18 protein-coding genes are annotated in these 17,102 nt (G+C 41.9%); all 18 read left to right on the top strand.

All coding sequences use genetic code 11. The features are described from left to right. Nucleotides 1–39: 39 nt before the first annotated feature. Nucleotides 40–1,275, top strand: a complete 1,236-nt coding sequence (locus tag RHOM_RS15880) for a sensor histidine kinase (RefSeq protein ID WP_242823148.1) — start codon at nucleotides 40–42, stop codon at nucleotides 1,273–1,275. Between the two features lie 103 nt (nucleotides 1,276–1,378). After that, nucleotides 1,379–1,543, top strand: a complete 165-nt coding sequence (locus RHOM_RS17200) for a cyclic lactone autoinducer peptide (RefSeq protein WP_006859755.1) — start codon at nucleotides 1,379–1,381, stop codon at nucleotides 1,541–1,543. A 14-nt stretch (nucleotides 1,544–1,557) separates the two neighbouring features. Next, nucleotides 1,558–2,142, top strand: coding sequence for an accessory gene regulator B family protein (locus RHOM_RS15875; RefSeq protein WP_014081274.1), 585 nt, complete (start codon nucleotides 1,558–1,560; stop codon nucleotides 2,140–2,142). Nucleotides 2,143–2,516: 374 nt separating this feature from the next. Then, entirely contained in the window at nucleotides 2,517–3,251 is a 735-nt protein-coding gene (locus tag RHOM_RS15870; protein WP_014081273.1) for a LytR/AlgR family response regulator transcription factor, read from the top strand. Nucleotides 3,252–3,259: 8 nt separating this feature from the next. After that, nucleotides 3,260–4,552, top strand: a complete 1,293-nt coding sequence (locus tag RHOM_RS15865; RefSeq protein ID WP_014081272.1) for an ATP-binding protein — start codon at nucleotides 3,260–3,262, stop codon at nucleotides 4,550–4,552. A 156-nt stretch (nucleotides 4,553–4,708) separates the two neighbouring features. Next, nucleotides 4,709–5,365, top strand: coding sequence for a DUF3879 family protein (locus tag RHOM_RS15860; protein WP_014081271.1), 657 nt, complete (start codon nucleotides 4,709–4,711; stop codon nucleotides 5,363–5,365). 48 nt (nucleotides 5,366–5,413) lie between these two features. After that, entirely contained in the window at nucleotides 5,414–5,881 is a 468-nt protein-coding gene (locus tag RHOM_RS17515; RefSeq protein WP_044927809.1) for a hypothetical protein, read from the top strand. Nucleotides 5,882–6,131: 250 nt separating this feature from the next. After that, nucleotides 6,132–7,979: a recombinase family protein gene (locus RHOM_RS15855; RefSeq protein WP_014081270.1), complete on the top strand. Its 1,848-nt coding sequence runs from the start codon at nucleotides 6,132–6,134 to the stop codon at nucleotides 7,977–7,979. A 79-nt stretch (nucleotides 7,980–8,058) separates the two neighbouring features. Beyond that, on the top strand, nucleotides 8,059–8,295 hold the full coding sequence (locus RHOM_RS15850) for a transposon-encoded TnpW family protein (protein ID WP_007887201.1): 237 nt from the start codon (nucleotides 8,059–8,061) through the stop codon (nucleotides 8,293–8,295). A gap of 87 nt (nucleotides 8,296–8,382) precedes the next feature. After that, nucleotides 8,383–8,697 (top strand): hypothetical protein, encoded by a 315-nt coding sequence (locus tag RHOM_RS15845; protein ID WP_007887200.1) that lies wholly within the window; start codon nucleotides 8,383–8,385, stop codon nucleotides 8,695–8,697. A gap of 84 nt (nucleotides 8,698–8,781) precedes the next feature. Further along, complete coding sequence (locus tag RHOM_RS15840) at nucleotides 8,782–9,342, top strand: RNA polymerase sigma factor (protein WP_005922902.1); 561 nt, start codon at nucleotides 8,782–8,784, stop codon at nucleotides 9,340–9,342. Further along, nucleotides 9,339–10,187, top strand: a complete 849-nt coding sequence (locus RHOM_RS15835) for a hypothetical protein (RefSeq protein WP_007887193.1) — start codon at nucleotides 9,339–9,341, stop codon at nucleotides 10,185–10,187. The genes RHOM_RS15840 and RHOM_RS15835 overlap by 4 nt, the downstream gene beginning before the upstream one ends. 152 nt (nucleotides 10,188–10,339) lie before the next feature. Next, nucleotides 10,340–10,633, top strand: a complete 294-nt coding sequence (locus tag RHOM_RS15830) for a DUF3847 domain-containing protein (RefSeq protein WP_008982219.1) — start codon at nucleotides 10,340–10,342, stop codon at nucleotides 10,631–10,633. Between the two features lie 233 nt (nucleotides 10,634–10,866). Continuing rightward, on the top strand, nucleotides 10,867–12,381 hold the full coding sequence (gene mobQ / locus RHOM_RS15825; protein WP_044024718.1) for a MobQ family relaxase: 1,515 nt from the start codon (nucleotides 10,867–10,869) through the stop codon (nucleotides 12,379–12,381). A 16-nt stretch (nucleotides 12,382–12,397) separates the two neighbouring features. Beyond that, nucleotides 12,398–14,299 (top strand): AAA family ATPase, encoded by a 1,902-nt coding sequence (locus RHOM_RS15820; RefSeq protein WP_007887189.1) that lies wholly within the window; start codon nucleotides 12,398–12,400, stop codon nucleotides 14,297–14,299. Between the two features lie 161 nt (nucleotides 14,300–14,460). Further along, nucleotides 14,461–15,519: a hypothetical protein gene (locus RHOM_RS15815; protein ID WP_007887187.1), complete on the top strand. Its 1,059-nt coding sequence runs from the start codon at nucleotides 14,461–14,463 to the stop codon at nucleotides 15,517–15,519. Nucleotides 15,520–15,944: 425 nt separating this feature from the next. Beyond that, a complete protein-coding gene (locus RHOM_RS15810; protein WP_006859576.1) occupies nucleotides 15,945–16,091 on the top strand; it encodes a cyclic lactone autoinducer peptide in 147 nt (48 codons plus the stop codon). Nucleotides 16,092–16,100: 9 nt separating this feature from the next. Next, entirely contained in the window at nucleotides 16,101–16,679 is a 579-nt protein-coding gene (locus RHOM_RS15805) for an accessory gene regulator ArgB-like protein (RefSeq protein WP_007887183.1), read from the top strand. The last annotated feature ends 423 nt before the right edge of the window (nucleotides 16,680–17,102 follow it).

Raw genomic sequence — 17,102 nt, 5'->3', positions numbered from 1 at the left:
ATACGCTTTGCCATCAGCCTGTTTGATCTGGCAGTGTTTATGTATTATTTTCATTCCAATAAGAAAATGAAACCAGTATCAAAGGTATGGATATGGGCTGGATTTACCATTGCTGCAATTATATGGACATTTGTCAGCAACATAAAAAATCCGTATCTGAATCTTGCGACTCTTTTGATTGTGCTTATACTGTTATCATTTTATTATGAATCAGGAATGTGGACGAGAATTATAAATATTGTGACATTCATGGGTATTGGAATGCTGTTTGAACCTGTAGCCTTGCTGTTACTCCATGCGATGAATTTTCATGTGGGCGAAAGTTATAAATATTATTTTGTAATGGTAATATGCAGCTTTGTTCGTGGAAATGTGATGTATATTCTGTCAAAATTGATTTCAAAGAAAGGGATGCAGATTGCCGACTTTCCAAGAGAAATTTTGGGTGTGCTGGTTATGGTATTTACCTTTACGGTGTTGAATTGTTGCTTTGTTATTCTTTTGTCATTGGAAGCTGGCGGTGAAAAAAGCCTGCTTATGTGTGCCAGTATTGTAATTTCCATTGTCCTGACAGATTATTTTATGCTGTATATGATGGAACGTTTTAATTATCTTGTGCAAAAACAGTATGAGGATGCAATGTACAGGGAAGAAATGCACTATAAAGACATCTATTATGAAGAAGCAGAAAAACAGAATAAGGAAGTGCAGAAGTTAAAGCACGATATGAAACATAAATTGCATGAACTGTATCATCTGGTGGAAAATAGTGATGGGCAGGAACTTTCAGAGAAAATCGGTGCGATGTGCATGGAATTTGAGCAGATAGATGAAAAGCAGTATTCTGATAATCCAATCGTAGATTCTGTGCTCCGCATTAAATTTGGCAGGGCAAAGGCAAGGGGAATAAAAGTAGAAACATCTATTCGTATTCCAAAGCAGATGCAGCTTGATCACGGGGATATAGGTGTATTGTATGGAAATCTTGTGGATAATGCGGTAGAAGCCTGTAGCAAGGTGCCGGAGGGACAGCGTTTTGTAAAGATTGAAAATAAGTACCAGTCCGGGATTTTGCTTCTTATAATAACAAACAGCAAAACAGGAAAGAAAAATAAAAGCCTGAAAACAACCAAGAAAGATAATATCAGACATGGGCATGGTGTTCAGAGCGTTCGCAAAGTGGTAGAAAAATACAATGGAACGGTCAGTTTTACAGATAAAGGGGATATATTTGAGGTTTCTGCAATGCTCTATGGAATTGAAGTGAAGGAATAAATGCAAAGCGTTACACTTAAATGTCAATCTGTTACACTTTGACGGATTTTCCTGTAAAGTATGATATAGTGCATTCATCAAATGAAAAGGAGGACATACATATATGTCAAAATTAAGAAGATTGATGAACCGACTCAGTCATGGAGCATTAAGCAGCGTGGCAGCACTTGCCCTTACGGTAACTGCAACAAATATGAACCGTTGCTGCTGGTTTATTTTCGGACAGGACAAGTTACCGGATAATGCGAAAAAACTTAGAAAATTTTAAGGTGGTAACAGGGTATGATTGCTAAATTTGCAAAGAAGATAAATGAAATATTGATACAAAAGGGGATTGTGCAAAAAGAGGATGCAGAACTGTACCAATATGGGATAGAAAATGGTATTGTTGTTGCAGGAAACCTTTTGGCTTCTGGAATATTTGGCATTGTGACGGGGAGACCGGGACTTGTTCTGGTCTTCCTGTTATTTTATGCCTCGTTGAGAAGCTATAGTGGGGGCAGCCACTGTAAGAGTAGAATCGGCTGTTTTTTGATATCAATGGCAATTTTATTTATTCCGGTTTATACATATGAGCCTGTAATGAAAAATGTTCCTAATGCCTTGATTTTATTGATCGGAGTTCTTGCCGTGGTAATTATTATTGTCCTTGCCCCAGTGGAAAGTATCAATAAACCGCTTGATGAGGAAGAAAGAAGGTATTATGCAAGGGTAACACATTGCATAACGGCATTGCAGGTATGTGTTCTTATCATTTTGTTTTGTCTGGATCTGCAAGATTATTTTTATGCTGGGTATGTAAGTATAGTCCTGGTAGCAGTATTTATGGTTATGGGAAAGATTGCAGTGAAACGATATGTGCAATAGAAAAATCTTCTTAAAATGATATATTAAATTTGTGACTGCTTTTACATAAGATTGGGCTAAGATGGGTAGAAATTTACGTTTTGTCGTATTTTGTGTTGAAAAAATCGTACTTCGTGTAAGATATATTGAAAAAAGTAGGAAAAATGATATGGTTATGGTGAAGTAGTAAAAAAGTTATCAATAGTATTTGTAATAGTTTGTATAATTGATTTTTTTGACAGCAAAAGCAACAATGAAAAATGTGCCGTCAAGATGATGGCACATTTTCTATATATATGATATTTATTTAGATAATATGCGGAGTGCTTTATATTTATTTAATGGAAAAATAAAAATTACCGATATAGTAGGAAGATAGGAAGAAGGTGAGTAATATGCTGGAAATTGCTGTTTGTGATGACGATATAGCAGATCTTGAGTGTGCAGTGAATATGCTGCATAAGATTTTTACAGGTCAAAAGATTGCTTATCATATAGAGAAATTTATGTCTGCAAATCAAATGCTTGAAAATATCAGTCGTATTGATATCGGAATTTTAGATATTTCGATGGAAGAACTGAATGGTATTAAACTGGGGAGAAAATTGAAAGAAAAATTTCCAGATGTGAAATTAGTGTATATTACGAGTTATGAAGAATATTGTATGCAGGTCATTAACGAAGTTCATGCATTTTCATTTCTATGTAAACCACTGGAATATGATAAATTGGAATTGCAGATATTGGAACTTCTGAATCAACTGCCGGATGCCATAGTAGAAAAGAATTTTTATAAAGTGACTGACAGCAATGGAAAAGAGTATCTGTCGATCAAACTGAAACTGAGGGATATTTTATATTTTGAATACATAAAAAGATCCAGAAAAGTACTGATAGCATTGTCTGATATTACATATGAGTATGATTGTATCTTTGAAAAACTGGTTGAAGAACTGCAACCATATGATTTTGTTGTGAATTGTAGAGGAAATCTGGTTAATTTAAGGCATATTGAAAAAATAAAGGGCTTTATTATTTATATGGATAATGGAAAAGAACTTCAGATTGCACAAAGGAGAAGCAACGATTTTAGAGAAGAAGTAAATAAATTTTTGCAGAGAAATTCATAGGAGGAAAAATGAATACGATTTTACTGGTATTATGTAATGCACTTTCATGTTTTATAATAAGTACGATATTATTTCAGTTTATGAATGGAAAGTATAAAAAGAGTAGTCGAAATAGATATGTATATATTGTGATTGAGACTACCACAGTAATATTTACATTCTGTATAAATATGCTCAATCATTCCATATTAAATCTAATAGTCTGGGGCGTTTTGACAGGGATTATAGCATATGTTCTGTATTATGAGGATATAGATAAACCCTTAAGACGTATTATTGAATGTGAAGCATTAGTATTTTGTATGTCTGTTTGTGAATCATTGGGAGTGATTCTTTTACAATGCATTTTGCAAGCCGCAGATATAAAAAATGTGAATGAAACTATGCTTTATTGCCTTGAGGTAACATTTTCAAAGGTGATACTTATTTTTTTGTATTACACATTTATAAACAGGTTTGTGAAAAAAAGTGATGTCCCTTATTCAAAGACACGGTACATCATGTATGGAATTATACTTCTATACAGTCTGATTAACATGAGTGTAATTGTAGAGAATTTTAAAAATGGAGAAGAAAATTATTTGTGTGCAGTCAACATGGGATGTATTGTTCTGGCAGATTTATACCTTTTATATTTTGTAAAAATGGCAGATGAAAAGAACTATTACGAAAAGCAGTTGATCGCATTAGAGCAGCAGGCAAAGGTACAATACGAATACTATTTGACCCAGACAAAAAAGTATGATCAAACCATTCAGATATTACATGATGTAAATAAGCATATTAAAGCAATCGAAGGGTTATATGGTGCAGAGCAGGAAAAAACGGCAGGAGAATATGCAACAAAGATCAGAGAGTTGTTGAAGCCGCTCATTCCGGTTCAATACACAGAAAATCCGATCTTGAATATACTTCTTACTGATAAAGAAGCTGTTATGAGAGAAAAGGGGATTTCAGTAACAATAAAGGTAGATAATGTGAATTTGAATTTCATTGAACCAATCGACATTACAACTATTTTTGGAAATTTATTAGATAATGCGATTGAAGCAACAGAAAAGCTGAAAGGCGAGAAATATATTTGCATTAAGATTGGTTCATATCATAAGATGATAGTTGTCAGCATTGAAAATAATTGTAATGAAGTAAAGTGGAGAAATGGTTTTCCAGTATCAAATAAAGGAAAAAATGGTGGAATAGGACTGCTGAATGTTCAGAGCAGTATAAAAAAATATGATGGAGATTTAACATTGAAGAATGATGGAAATAAATTTATTGCTGAGTTATTCCTTAATTCATAAAAGAGCATTTTTGGCTATTTTTTTGTAAAAAGTCTTACTTCGTGCAAAAAAATCGTACTTGGTGCAGAAAAGGTAAAATATCAGAAGGGGTGTGTCGATAGAAAAAAATAAAGTGGATGATACATATAAAAAATTTAATGATGGGAGGTTTCGCTTATGTCAAGAATTACGGACTACGGTTTTTTATTTCAAACAACATTTGGAACATCAAAAACAAATTTGGTCAACAATATTCAGTTGTCCAAAATGAACAGCAGTTCTGTACAAAAACAATTAAAAGCAGCAGGGATTGACACAAACAGTAAAAAGTATAAAGCAGCACTGAGTGAGATGATGAAGAATGGAAACGGTGCAATGTTTACAAATGTTCAGGCAATTAAGAACCTGATGAGCCAGTATGACAAAAACGGAGACTGGATTGATCCGAATACCGGATTAACAGGACTTGCTGTAACGGATGAGAACAGAAACAGTTATAAACATATCATTTCTATTCCAGAGAGCAGCCGGGAAGAAATGTTTGAACTGGCAAAGAAAGAATTCTTAAATGAAAACGGTACTTTAAATGGTGATACTACCAAAAGGGAGAGCGTATATAACAATTTATACAGAAAAATGGATAAGGATGACCGCTTATCAGCAGGCTGGACAATGGAACAATATGAACATCAATACAGACAGGCATTTGCAGAAGCAGCAAAAGCCGCTGATCCTACATGGAAAGCTGGGAAATCAATACCGGCTGGTGCATTGGATGGTATTACCAGAGAGTCTGTTGAGAGTGGCAAGAAATCAGTAGATATAAAAATATAGTATGTTTTTTATGTGGAATATATTTCATTTTTGAAGGAGGTTGCTAATATGAGAATATCAGAAAAAGCTAAAAAGACGGTTTCAAGAAAAACGTTTATGGCAGTTGTTGTAAGTATGATGGTTTGTTTGCTTTTTGTAACACCAGTATTTGCAGCTTCAAGTTTTTATAGTAAGACAACTACTAAGCTGAATGCTATTAATGGAGGAAAATCAACAACCAGCAGTTTGTCATCTGGTAGTATAATTGGATCAGATGCTTCAATCACACAGGTTAAATTGGCAATCAATGTTTCGAGTGGAACTGATCCATATACCCTTTGGATAAAGAGTCCAAATGGAAGTTGGCATTCTTATACAGGTCCGACATCTAGTAAAATATGGTATTTAGACGATTTTAATGGAGAAAATCCGTCAGGTACATGGCAGATATATATTGTGAATTCAGGAACAACAACTCATGGAAACATATATCCTGTATCAACGGTTACAGTAGGACTGACTGTGTATTATAATTAAGAATCAATGGTGCTGTTAAATAAGAAATGAAGTATATGCCATAAATAAAGTCCTCTTGAAAGGAACAGTAAGTTCGGTACAAGAGGACTTTTTTGTATGTTTTTATAAAGTATTATATTGTATGGATTCAAAAAAGCGGCAAATAGGATTCATTTCAATGACAAGTGTTTATTATTAAGAAAAATGTCACTTGGAGTGCATAATTTTAAGTGTAAATGACACATACATGGACGCACAGGAGGTTATGCACATGACTGATTATAGCAAAATTACAGCCCTTTACTCCCGCCTTTCCGTGGGCGACGAGGACAGGGACGGCGGCGAGAGCAACAGCATACAGAACCAAAAAATATTTTTGGAGAACTATGCCAGAGGGCAGCACCTAACCAATATCCGGCACTACATCGACGATGACGAAAGCGGCAGGTTTTTTGACCGTTCCGCCTACTCCCGCATGATGGACGATGTGGAAAACGGGAAAATCGGTGTCTGCATTATGAAAGACCTTACCCGCTGGGGGCGCGACTATCTCCAAGTCGGCAACGCGATGGAGATATTCAGACGGAACAATGTGCGCTTTATCGCAGTCAACAACGGCATTGACAGCGAGAAACCCGACACATTGGAGTTTGCGCCCTTTATCAACATCATGTCGGAGTGGTACGCAAAGGACATCAGCAAGAAAGTGAAAACGGGCATTAAGACCAAAGGCATGAGCGGAAAGCCGATTGTCACCGAAGCCCTTTACGGTTATGTCAAAGACCCGGACAACAAGGATTTTTGGATAATCGACGAGGAAGCCGCCGAGGTTGTCCGTTTGATTTTCCGTCTGTTTATCGGCGGGAAGAACCGCAACCAAATCGCCGTATATCTGACACAGGAGCAAATCCCAACCCCCACTTTCTACATGAAAGACCGAGGGCGGGGAACCTGTAAAAATAAGACACTCAACGAGGATAACCGCTGCAAGTGGAACAAAGCCACCTTGACCAATATCCTCACACGGCAGGAGTATTGCGGCGATGTAGTCAACTTCAAGACTACAAAGCATTTCCGGGATAAACATAACCACTATGTAGACCGGAGCCAGTGGCACATCACAGAAAATGTGCATGAGCCGATTATCAGCCGCAGCGATTTTGAAACCGTACAGCGGATTTTGGAAAACGCACCCATCAGACGCCCCAACGGGGACGGGGAAATCCACCCTCTGTCCGGCTTGCTTTTCTGTAAAGACTGCGGCGCAAAAATGCACATTCGTATAGATTACCGGAACGGCGGCAAGCGGCACGTTGCTTTTTGCAGCGAGTACCACAAGGGGAAAGCCAAGAACCCCAAATGCCATTCCCCTCACATCATGGACGCGGATTTGCTCATGCAGACCATCGCGGAAGTGCTGAAGAAAATCGAGGACTGTTCTATCAGCAACCGGGCGGAGTTTGAAGCCTTAGTGAAAAAGAACCTTGCCATGCAGCAGACCGACCAGACCAAGAAGCAGCAGAAGCGTATCCCGCAAATCACGACGCGCCTTGAACAGATTGACAAGGTGCTGAACAAGCTCTATGAGGACAACGCCCTCGGCGCGATCCCGCAAGACCGCTATGAGCAGATGTCGCAGAAGTATTCGGAAGAATACTACGCGCTGAAAGCGGAGCTTGCCACGCTCCAAGAGCAGCTATCCGCTTATGAGAACGCGGGAGGACGGGCGCAGAAGTTTTTGAAGCTGACGGAACGCCATGCTGCCTTTACCGAGCTTACCCCCGCCATTCTCAACGAGTTTATCAGCCGGATTGAAGTGCATGAGCGCGACCAGAAAAGGGCGAGATACGCAATCCAGCACATCAGCATATATTTCAATTATATCGGCAAGTTTGAGAACGAAGTGACACAGCTTGCAGAGCCGACCGAGCAGGAAATCCGGCAAATGCGGGAGGAAATCGAAGAAGCCAAAAAGGAAAAGAGCCGCGCCTACCACCGCAACTATTCAAGGGAATACCGGGCGAGAAATCTTGAAAAGCAGCGGGAGTATGACCGCATGAAAGCGCGGGAATACCGGGCAAGGCGAAAGGCACAGGCAGCCGCACAGCCCGCACAGTAAAACAGAATAACCGTCAACCAAGAGGGATTTTCCGAACTACGGGAAATCCCTCTTTTGCGCTCAAAGAAAGGAGCCGCCTATGGCAGAACAGACCCCCGACAGTATCATTACGACCCAGAGGAACGGGCAGACCATTGTTGTGGAGTTATTTTTCAATCACAGCAGCACAGAAACATTCCGCGACAAGCTGCTCAAACTGGCACTTGCCGACAGCTCGCGTTTATCCGCGTCTGACGGTCAAGAGCCGGAAAAACAGAAATCTTGCGATAACAGCCGCCCCGACGAACCATTCCCTGTCCGGGCGTTTTCTATTTGAAAATCCTCATTTTCCACAAGTCAAGAGCCGGGAAAAACACCCGAAAAATGCCCCTATTGCGTAACAGGGGCATGGAAAGGAGCTTACATGAGAACAGGGCTTACCAAACAGGAAAAGACCACCGATATATGGTTTGACGAGAAAGACCCCCTTATCCATATCCGCACACACAACACCGACTTAAAGAAGCGGCTTGCCGCCTACTCCGGACAGCACCCCGACCAGTGCCGCCAGACCGACGCAGACCCCGAAACGGGCTGCATGGAGTTTGAGATTGCAAAGGGGCGTTTCTCTTTCCGTCTGACCGCCCCATACAGTGAGGAACGGAGGAACGCCGCCAGCAAAGCGGCAAAGAAACATTCCGGCAACTTGACACACCCTATTCAAAAAGATGTGCTATAATTTTTTTGAAAAAGTTTCGGATTAGATGTAGTATTTGCCGCTGAAACCGTAGTACATAGGTGAAGCCCGAAAGGAGGCGGTGAGATGATAGACGACGAAAAAATCATAGAAATGTTTTTTGGACGTTCAGAACAAGGCATACGAGAGCTGGATATAAAATACGGAAAGGTCTGCCACAATCTTTCCTACCATATCGTAGGCAGCAGACAAGACGCGGAGGAATGTGTAAACGACGCTTATTTAGGCGCATGGAACGCCATTCCCCCGGCACGACCTAACCCGCTGCTATCTTATCTTGTTAAAATCGTTCGGAACATTTCACTCAAAATCTATTGGAGAAAGGAAGCAGCCAAACGGAGCAGCCATTACACGATTGCTTTGGAAGAAATTGAAGCCTGTATAGCAGCCCCGAATACAGTAGAAGCAGAAATCGAAGCCAAAGAGTTAGCCCGTATCATTGAAGCATTTTTAGACACGCTGACTACCGAAAACCGCGTTATTTTCATGCGCCGCTATTGGTTTTCCGACAGCTATAAGGACATAGCCGAGTTTATGGGGCTTTCAGAAAAAAACATTTCTGTCCGGCTGACCCGTATCCGCGAGAAGATGAAGCAATATTTGATTGAAAGAGAGGTATTCGTATGAATGCAAAGAAGTTTTCCGACGCTATGAGCGAGCTTGACACAAAATATGTCGATGAAGCTCTCAACTACAAGAAGAAAGCCAAAAAGCCCATTTGGGTAAAGTGGGGGGCTATTGCAGCTTGCTTGTGCTTGATGATACCATTGACCGCATTTGCCGTTGATATAATTCAATATAATGCAGCGGTTGATTATCTCAATTCTCTCGGCATTGCTGTTGAAGATTTGAGCGACTATTCTCATAAAGAAATAAAAGAAGCTGCAAAAACGATTGACGCAGGAGAAAGTAACCCGTTGACTGAAGAAATCCTTAGTCTAATACCAGAAAACAAAGAACCGCTCGATACACCGACGCAGGTAACATCTGAGCAAATTAAAGAACTAACACCGACCATGACAAGAGAAGATGTTCTTTCTCTTTTAGGTGACACACAAGATGTTGGCTCAGGCATTTATATATATCTTTACGAAGTAGACCAACAATACCTGTTGCGTATTCCTTTTGCAAGCGATGAAGCACAATTAGGTGTAACAGGAGAAGATTTGCTAAAGGCATTGGTTCCCATTTCTGGAGATATTGCTCCTATGGTCTATGTAAATGATACGCTTTATCAAATCGTTGACTCTCAACCCAACTTCGCAGATGAAAAAAGTTCTTTCAATTTGTTGGGAAAAATCGAAAACACAGTTAGTTCTTCGGAAGAACCAAAAGAAAATTTCCAAGCAAATGATGATATTGTAGGGGCTGCGGTTTATCAGTACGGCGATAACATTGTCGTTGAGTTTGAGGGAAAATACTGGTTATATGAACACTATCATAACACAGACTTTGACGGAAACTCAGACTGATATGCCCCACGCCCAAACAAGCCATACTTCTGATGAAAAAGTATCCGAACAAAACCTTCTTGCAAAGTAAATAAGTTTTCTATTTTACAAGGGCAGCCGAGAAAATCGACTGTCCTTTTTCTATGCTTATGAGCAGAAAGGAGCGCCCAACCATGACAAAGCCAAGAGAGAAAACCCGCGAGGAGTTGCAAGCCGAGATTGAGGACGGAAAGAAGAAAATCCGGCAATTTGAGAACCGGGAAAAGATGTTGCGTCAGAAGCTATCCAAAGAGGAACGCAGAACGCGCAGCCACCGCCTTATCGTCCGGGGCGCAGTCTTTGAAAGCATTGTGCCGGAAGCAAAGAACATGACCGACGAGGAAGCCGCAGCACTTCTTAGGCTTGCCTTGACGAGTGAACCAGCGCGGGAATATCTGAAAAAACGAGCAGAGGGAGCGACAAGCTGAAAATCCCTTAGGAACTAAGGGCGCACTTATACACCCTTACGGGCGTGTGCGCTCTGCCGAGGGCTTATCTCCGCACAGGGAGATTTCCCCGCGCTCCGATATGGCGGCTTTGCCGCAACAAGGGGCTGCACCCCTTGCGCCGCTTCGCGGCTATCCCTGCACACCCACAAAAACAGTACACCCGCCTTTGGCGTCTGTACCATTTTTGAGGGTTTTATTATCCTATCCGGGAGGTGATACCCATAGCCATTTACCATTGGAACATCGGCATTGTGAGCCGAGGAAAAGGCAAATCAGCCGTTGCCGCAGCCGCCTACCGAAGCGGCGAAAAGCTGACAAACGAATGGGACGGAATGACCCATGACTACACTCGCAAAGGCGGCGTTGTCCATACAGAAATCATATTGCCGCCCCACGCACCGCCCTCATTCGCTGACCGTTCAACCTTGTGGAACAGCGTGGAGCTTTACGAGAAAGCCGGGAACGCCCAGCTTGCGCGTGGGATTGACGCAGCACTCCCCATAGAATTATCCAGAGAGGAACAGATCCGGCTTGTCCGGGAATACTGTTCCTCTCAATTTGTTTCCAGAGGAATGTGTGTGGATTTTGTTATCCACGACACCAACAGCGGCAACCCCCATTGTCATATTATGCTTACCATGCGCCCCCTTGACGAGCGCGGCGCGTGGGCAGCAAAGTCCAAAAAGGAATATGACCTTGATGAAAACGGTGAGCGTATCCGCTTGCCAAGCGGCAGATATAAGACGCACAAGGTTGACCTCACGGGCTGGAACAGCCAAGAGAATGCGCTTGTTTGGCGCAAGGCATGGGCTGATATTTCAAACGACTATCTTGAGCGTGCCGGAAGCCCGGAGCGTATCGACCACCGCAGTAACGCCGAGCGCGGCATTGACGAAATACCGACCATCCATATGGGCGTAGCCGCCTGTCAAATGGAGAAGAAAGGTGTAGCCACCGAGAAAGGCGAACTGAACCGAAATATCCAAAAAGCAAACCGCCTTATCCGGGAAATCCGGGCGCAGGTTAGCAAGCTCAAAGAATGGATTGCCGACCTGTTCAAAGTGTGGGAAACCGCCCCGAAGCAGCCGGCGCAATCTCCCAACCTTGCAAATCTGCTGATGAAATATTTGAGCGTTCAGAGAGAAAAGAGCCGGAAGTATTCGCAGCGTTGGCAACAACAGCACGCAGCCGATGAACTGAAAACCATAGCGGCAGCGGTCAACTATCTCTCCGAGCATGGCATCTCTAATCTTGACGAGCTGGACGTTTCTCTTTCCTCTGTCAGTGATAGAGCCTATTCAATCCGGGCAGGAATGAAAACCGCCGAGGAACGCATGAAGAAGCTACAAAAGCTAATTGAATACGGGAAGAATTACACAGAGTACAAGCCCATTCACGATGAACTGAAAAAGCTGCAAAACGGCTGGACAAACAAGCGCGACAAGTACGAGGAAGCCCACCGCGCCGAGCTGACCCTATGGGACGCGGCAAACCGCTATCTCCATGCAAATCTGCCGAAAGGAACAAAGACCTTGCCTATTGCGGAATGGGAACAGGAATATGCTGACCTCAAAACACAGAGGGACAGCGATTATACCAAACTGAAAGATACCCGCACCAATGTTTCAAAGCTTCAAAAAATCCGCAAATGCGTGGATATTGCACTCCGCGCCGACCAGCCGGAGCAGACGCAGAGCCGCACCAAACGGCATGATATAGACCGCTGAAAGGAGTTGAACTTTTATGTATTACACCCAAGAACAGATAGACCGCGCCAACCAAGCCGACCTTGTTTCTTTCCTGCAAGGACGGGGCGAGCAGCTTACCCGCGCCGGAAATGAATACCGCTGGAAGCGGCACGACAGCTTGACCGTCCGGGGAAACAAATGGTATAGGCACAGCCAGAGCAAAGGCGGCGCACCCGTTGATTTTGTCATGGAGTTTTTCGGCAAGAGCGTCACCGAAGCCGTTGAACTGCTGACAGGCGAAAAAGGAGCCGCCCCGCCGCCGGACAGACCAAGCCCCGCGCCCCTATCCGACTTCCGACTGCCACCCCGCAGCACCGACAACCGCATAGCGAGGAACTACCTCACAGCAGCCCGCCGCATTGATGAAGATGTGACGGGCTTTTTCTTTTCCACCGGGGATATTTACGAGGAAGCCGCCCACCATAACGCCGTATTCGTCGGCAGAGATGAAAGCGGCATACCGCGATACGCCCATCAGCGCGGCACAGCCGGGAGTTTTCGGCTTGATGTGAAAGGCAGCGACAAAGCCTTTAACTTCTGCTACCGTGGCGAGGGCGAAAGGTTGTTTGTCTTTGAAGCCCCGATAGACCTCTTATCTTTCCTCTGCCTGTTCAAAAAGGACTGGCAGAAGCAAAGCTATCTGGCGTTGGGCGGCGTGGGAGAAAAAGCCCTGTTGCGCTTTCTCTCTGACCGTCTGAACATCAAGACCGTTTACCTCTGCCTTGACAACGACAACGCCGGAAACGATGCTTGCAGCCGCCTTGCGGAGCTTGTGCCGGAGGGCTTGACCGTCCACCGCCTTGTGCCGCTTTACAAGGACTGGAACGAGGTATTGCAGCACCGGGCAGAAATCGCGGACGGTAAGTATATCCGGGAAGCGATTTACGGCTTGAAAGAGCCACCGCAGGAAGAAACCGTTGAGATTATCCGCATGAGCGAGGTTGATACACAGACCGTTAAATGGCTATGGGAGCCGTATATCCCCTTTGGGAAAGTAACCATTGTGCAGGGCAATCCCGGCGAGGGCAAGACCACTTTTGCCCTACGCCTTGCCGCCGCCTGCACCACCGGGGGAACGCTGCCGGGAATGAAGCCCTTGCCGCCATTCCAAGTAATTTACCAGACCGCCGAGGACGGGCTGGGCGATACCGTCAAGCCACGCTTGATAGAAGCCGCCGCAGACCTTGACCGGGTGCTTGTGATTGATGAAGCCAAACGGGAGCTTACCCTGTCCGATGAGCGCATAGAAAAGGCAATCACGCAGAACGGGGCGCGGCTGATTATCCTTGACCCCATACAGGCGTACATGGGTGAAAAAACCGACATGAACCGGGCAAACGAAGTGCGCCCCATGTTCCGCCGCCTTGCCGATGTTGCCGAGCGTACCGGGTGCGCCGTTATCCTTATCGGACATCTCAACAAAGCTGCCGGAGGGCAGAGCGCATACCGGGGCTTAGGTTCTATCGACTTCCGCGCCGCAGCAAGGAGCGTCCTGCTGATCGGGCGCGTGAAGCGAGAACCGAATGTGCGCGTTATCGTCCATGACAAATCTTCCCTTGCACCGGAGGGCAAGCCCGTTGCCTTTTGCCTTGACCCGGAAACGGGCTTTTCATGGATAGGCGAATACGACATCACCGCCGACGAGCTGCTGTCCGGCGCGGGCGGCAACAACGCCACCAAAACCGAACAGGCTGAAAGGCTGATACTTGACCTGCTTGCAGACGGGAAAGAGCTTGCCAGCGAGGACGTTGTAAAAGCCGCAGCCGAAGCCGGAATATCCGAAAGGACGGTACAGAACGCCAAGCGCAACATGGGCGGCATTTTAGGCGCAAGGCGTGTCGGCGGTCAATGGTACAACTTCATCAAGAAGAAGCAGCCACCCGAACCCGCAAGCTGAAAGTGCAAAACGCAGACCCTTTGCACTTTGCGCTTTCGCACTTTCACGATAATTTGCGTCAATAACTCAAAAAAGCACTTGACAAAACGCTTCATGATAGATAATTATGGAAATAATTACATTGGTTTGTTATACTAAATAAAAAGCAAAGGGGGAAAGTTATGTTTAAGAAGATGCCGGTATGCAGACTGATGATTTCGTGTCCTTCTGATGTAAAAACAGAGGTAGAGATTATAAATAGAGTTGTGGATAATATAAATGATTCTATAGGTATTTCTATGGATATTTTTGTAAAAACGCTGTATTGGTCAAAGAATGTTATGCCAGAAGCGGGAAATTATCCACAAAGCATTATCAATAAACAGATTTTAGATAAATCGGATGCAATTATTGCTATATTTGGTAATAGAATAGGAAGTCCTACACAACATTATGAATCAGGAACAATAGAAGAAATTGAATTGATGATACAGAAGGGAAAACAGGTATTTGTATATTTTTCTGATAAGCCAGTACGAAAAAGTGAAATTGATATGGAAGCGGAGACAAAGATACAGGCATTTAAGGAGAAATACAAGGACAGAGGAATATATGTTGTTTATGCTTCTGATGAGGAATTTAATGATTATGTCAGTATGCACCTTACACGCTATCTTACAACGGAACTTGCAAATGAAGTAAATCGTGTGAATGAGCATACAAGATTTGACGATTCTATATCACAGAGAAAAGAAGTTGATTTAATTTACGATTATACTAAGTTTTATGATATAAAACAGGTTAGTTCTTATACTGATTCAAATATTATGAAAATAAGAACACATAAAGACAGTTTTGAAATGGATATTGACATAATCAATGTAAATAAAATAGAAAATCAGGAATTTGCAATGGCATTATTTGAATATGCTCCATGTGATAACTGGTCAGCTTTTTTTGAAGCAGGATATTTTTTTGAATTTGATGCGGCAAGTAGTGGAGATATAAGAGCTTTTCAATTGGAAATAAAAGATGATATACGAAATAAGGTAATTGATAGAACATTACAGGTTAGCTGCGAGGAAGAACATTTCCGAATATGGATTCCTTCTACAACAAGAGATTCAACTGCGTGGAAAAAAATATCGCAGGTTTGTTTTGTTGTATTTTTCAATAGTACATATATTGATGGAGAAAAAGGTCTGTTGACAATCAGAAATCTTAAAATGGTGCCCCGATAGGATAATACTTTGAAAGTATGCAGAAAAGTCTAAAAGATATTGAGGAAAATCATGTAAGAGGTAATGATAGACTTATTTAGGTAGGTAAGCAATTTTCGGATTTAAAGCAGTAACAGAAAATTAAAATTGTAGATAAGTAAATAAAATAATAGAAAAAATTATATGCATCTAATCCATTTGCGGTTTAGGTGCTATTTTTTTGACAATATGAATGCGATCGCTCGTAATATCAATATGTTTATCAATAAAAATATATGAAGCAACAGAACAGATGATATTATATTCATCAGCATTTTTGCTTTTTTTTGCTTTTTAATAAGTGAAAAGTCTTACTTCGTGCAAAAAAATCGTACTTGGTGCAAAAAAGGTAAAATTTTATAAGATGCTTGTCGATAGAAAAAGAAAAAATAAGGAGGTTTTCAAGCATGAAAAAACTTAATGATGTAGCATTGAAATTACTTGCAAAAGCAGCATATGCAAACGCAGAGAAAGAGGCAAATTCAGCGTGCCTGTTTATTGGCTATCAGCCTAAAATGCCACAGAAAGTAAAAGAACTGAAAGAAAGAAAATAGTATTTTCCTATGGACAAATTGCTGAAAAATGTTCTATCTTGCATGAGGACAAAAGGACTTCTGGATAAAAATGAGGAAGATGTATATCGCTTTGGCTTAGAATGCTTATTGTTAGAGGTGGTACATTACTTGTCATACATAGTAATTGGTTTTGCTATGCGAATGATAATACCCATGATTGTAACTGCAATGGTGTTAATACCATTGCGTAGAAAATCGGGTGGCTTTCATGCGAGAACAAGGAGTGGATGCTATTTATTTTCATGTTCCATAGTTGTTGCGGTATGTTTATTGGATAAAATCATTTTTCCACTATGGTTATGTACTGCAACTACATTTGGGGCAAATGCAATTATATTTGCATTTGCTCCAATAGAAAATGAAAATCGAACATTAGATCAAGAGGAACAGAAAAAATTTAGAAAACAGGCGTTAATAATTTTAGTATTGGCAGATATGGCAATTATTATATCACACAAAATTCATATTGAAGTATGCCAGTGGTTATTAAACGGTATGATAGTTGCTGCACTACTGAATTTGTGTGGAAAAATTCAGACAAAATGCAAATTAGAAAAAATATGGTAGGAACTATTGCTAAAGAGTGGAAAAAGGTAACAAAAAATTGTTTCCAATAAAAAATTATCGTTGTGTTGGAACAAACATACTTGTATAGACGAGAAGTTTTGAAATCGCTTTACAGGAGGGGCATAATACTTGGTTGTGTTATGTTAGAGACAGATAGGGTTTACATTAGTTACATGGCAATAGCTGTTATATTATATGCAGCTTTGCTTAGTATAGCAAAAATTTTAAATAGGAGGTGAGAAAGAATAAAGCAGATTAATAAGAATGTGCTGAAAGTTGTAGAGCGTGTCATGAGAAATGAAGCTGTATATGGGATAAATGGATTTTCCACACCATGTATGGAAATACTTCATCAGCCGAAACGCCCGATTAGCCAGAAAAAAAGTGAAAGATAGTTAGCTGGCGTTTTTTACTATTATATCT

The sequence above is a fragment of the Roseburia hominis A2-183 genome, from assembly GCF_000225345.1.
Taxonomy (GTDB): domain Bacteria; phylum Bacillota; class Clostridia; order Lachnospirales; family Lachnospiraceae; genus Roseburia; species Roseburia hominis.
This window is presented reverse-complemented; position numbering and strand designations above follow the sequence as displayed.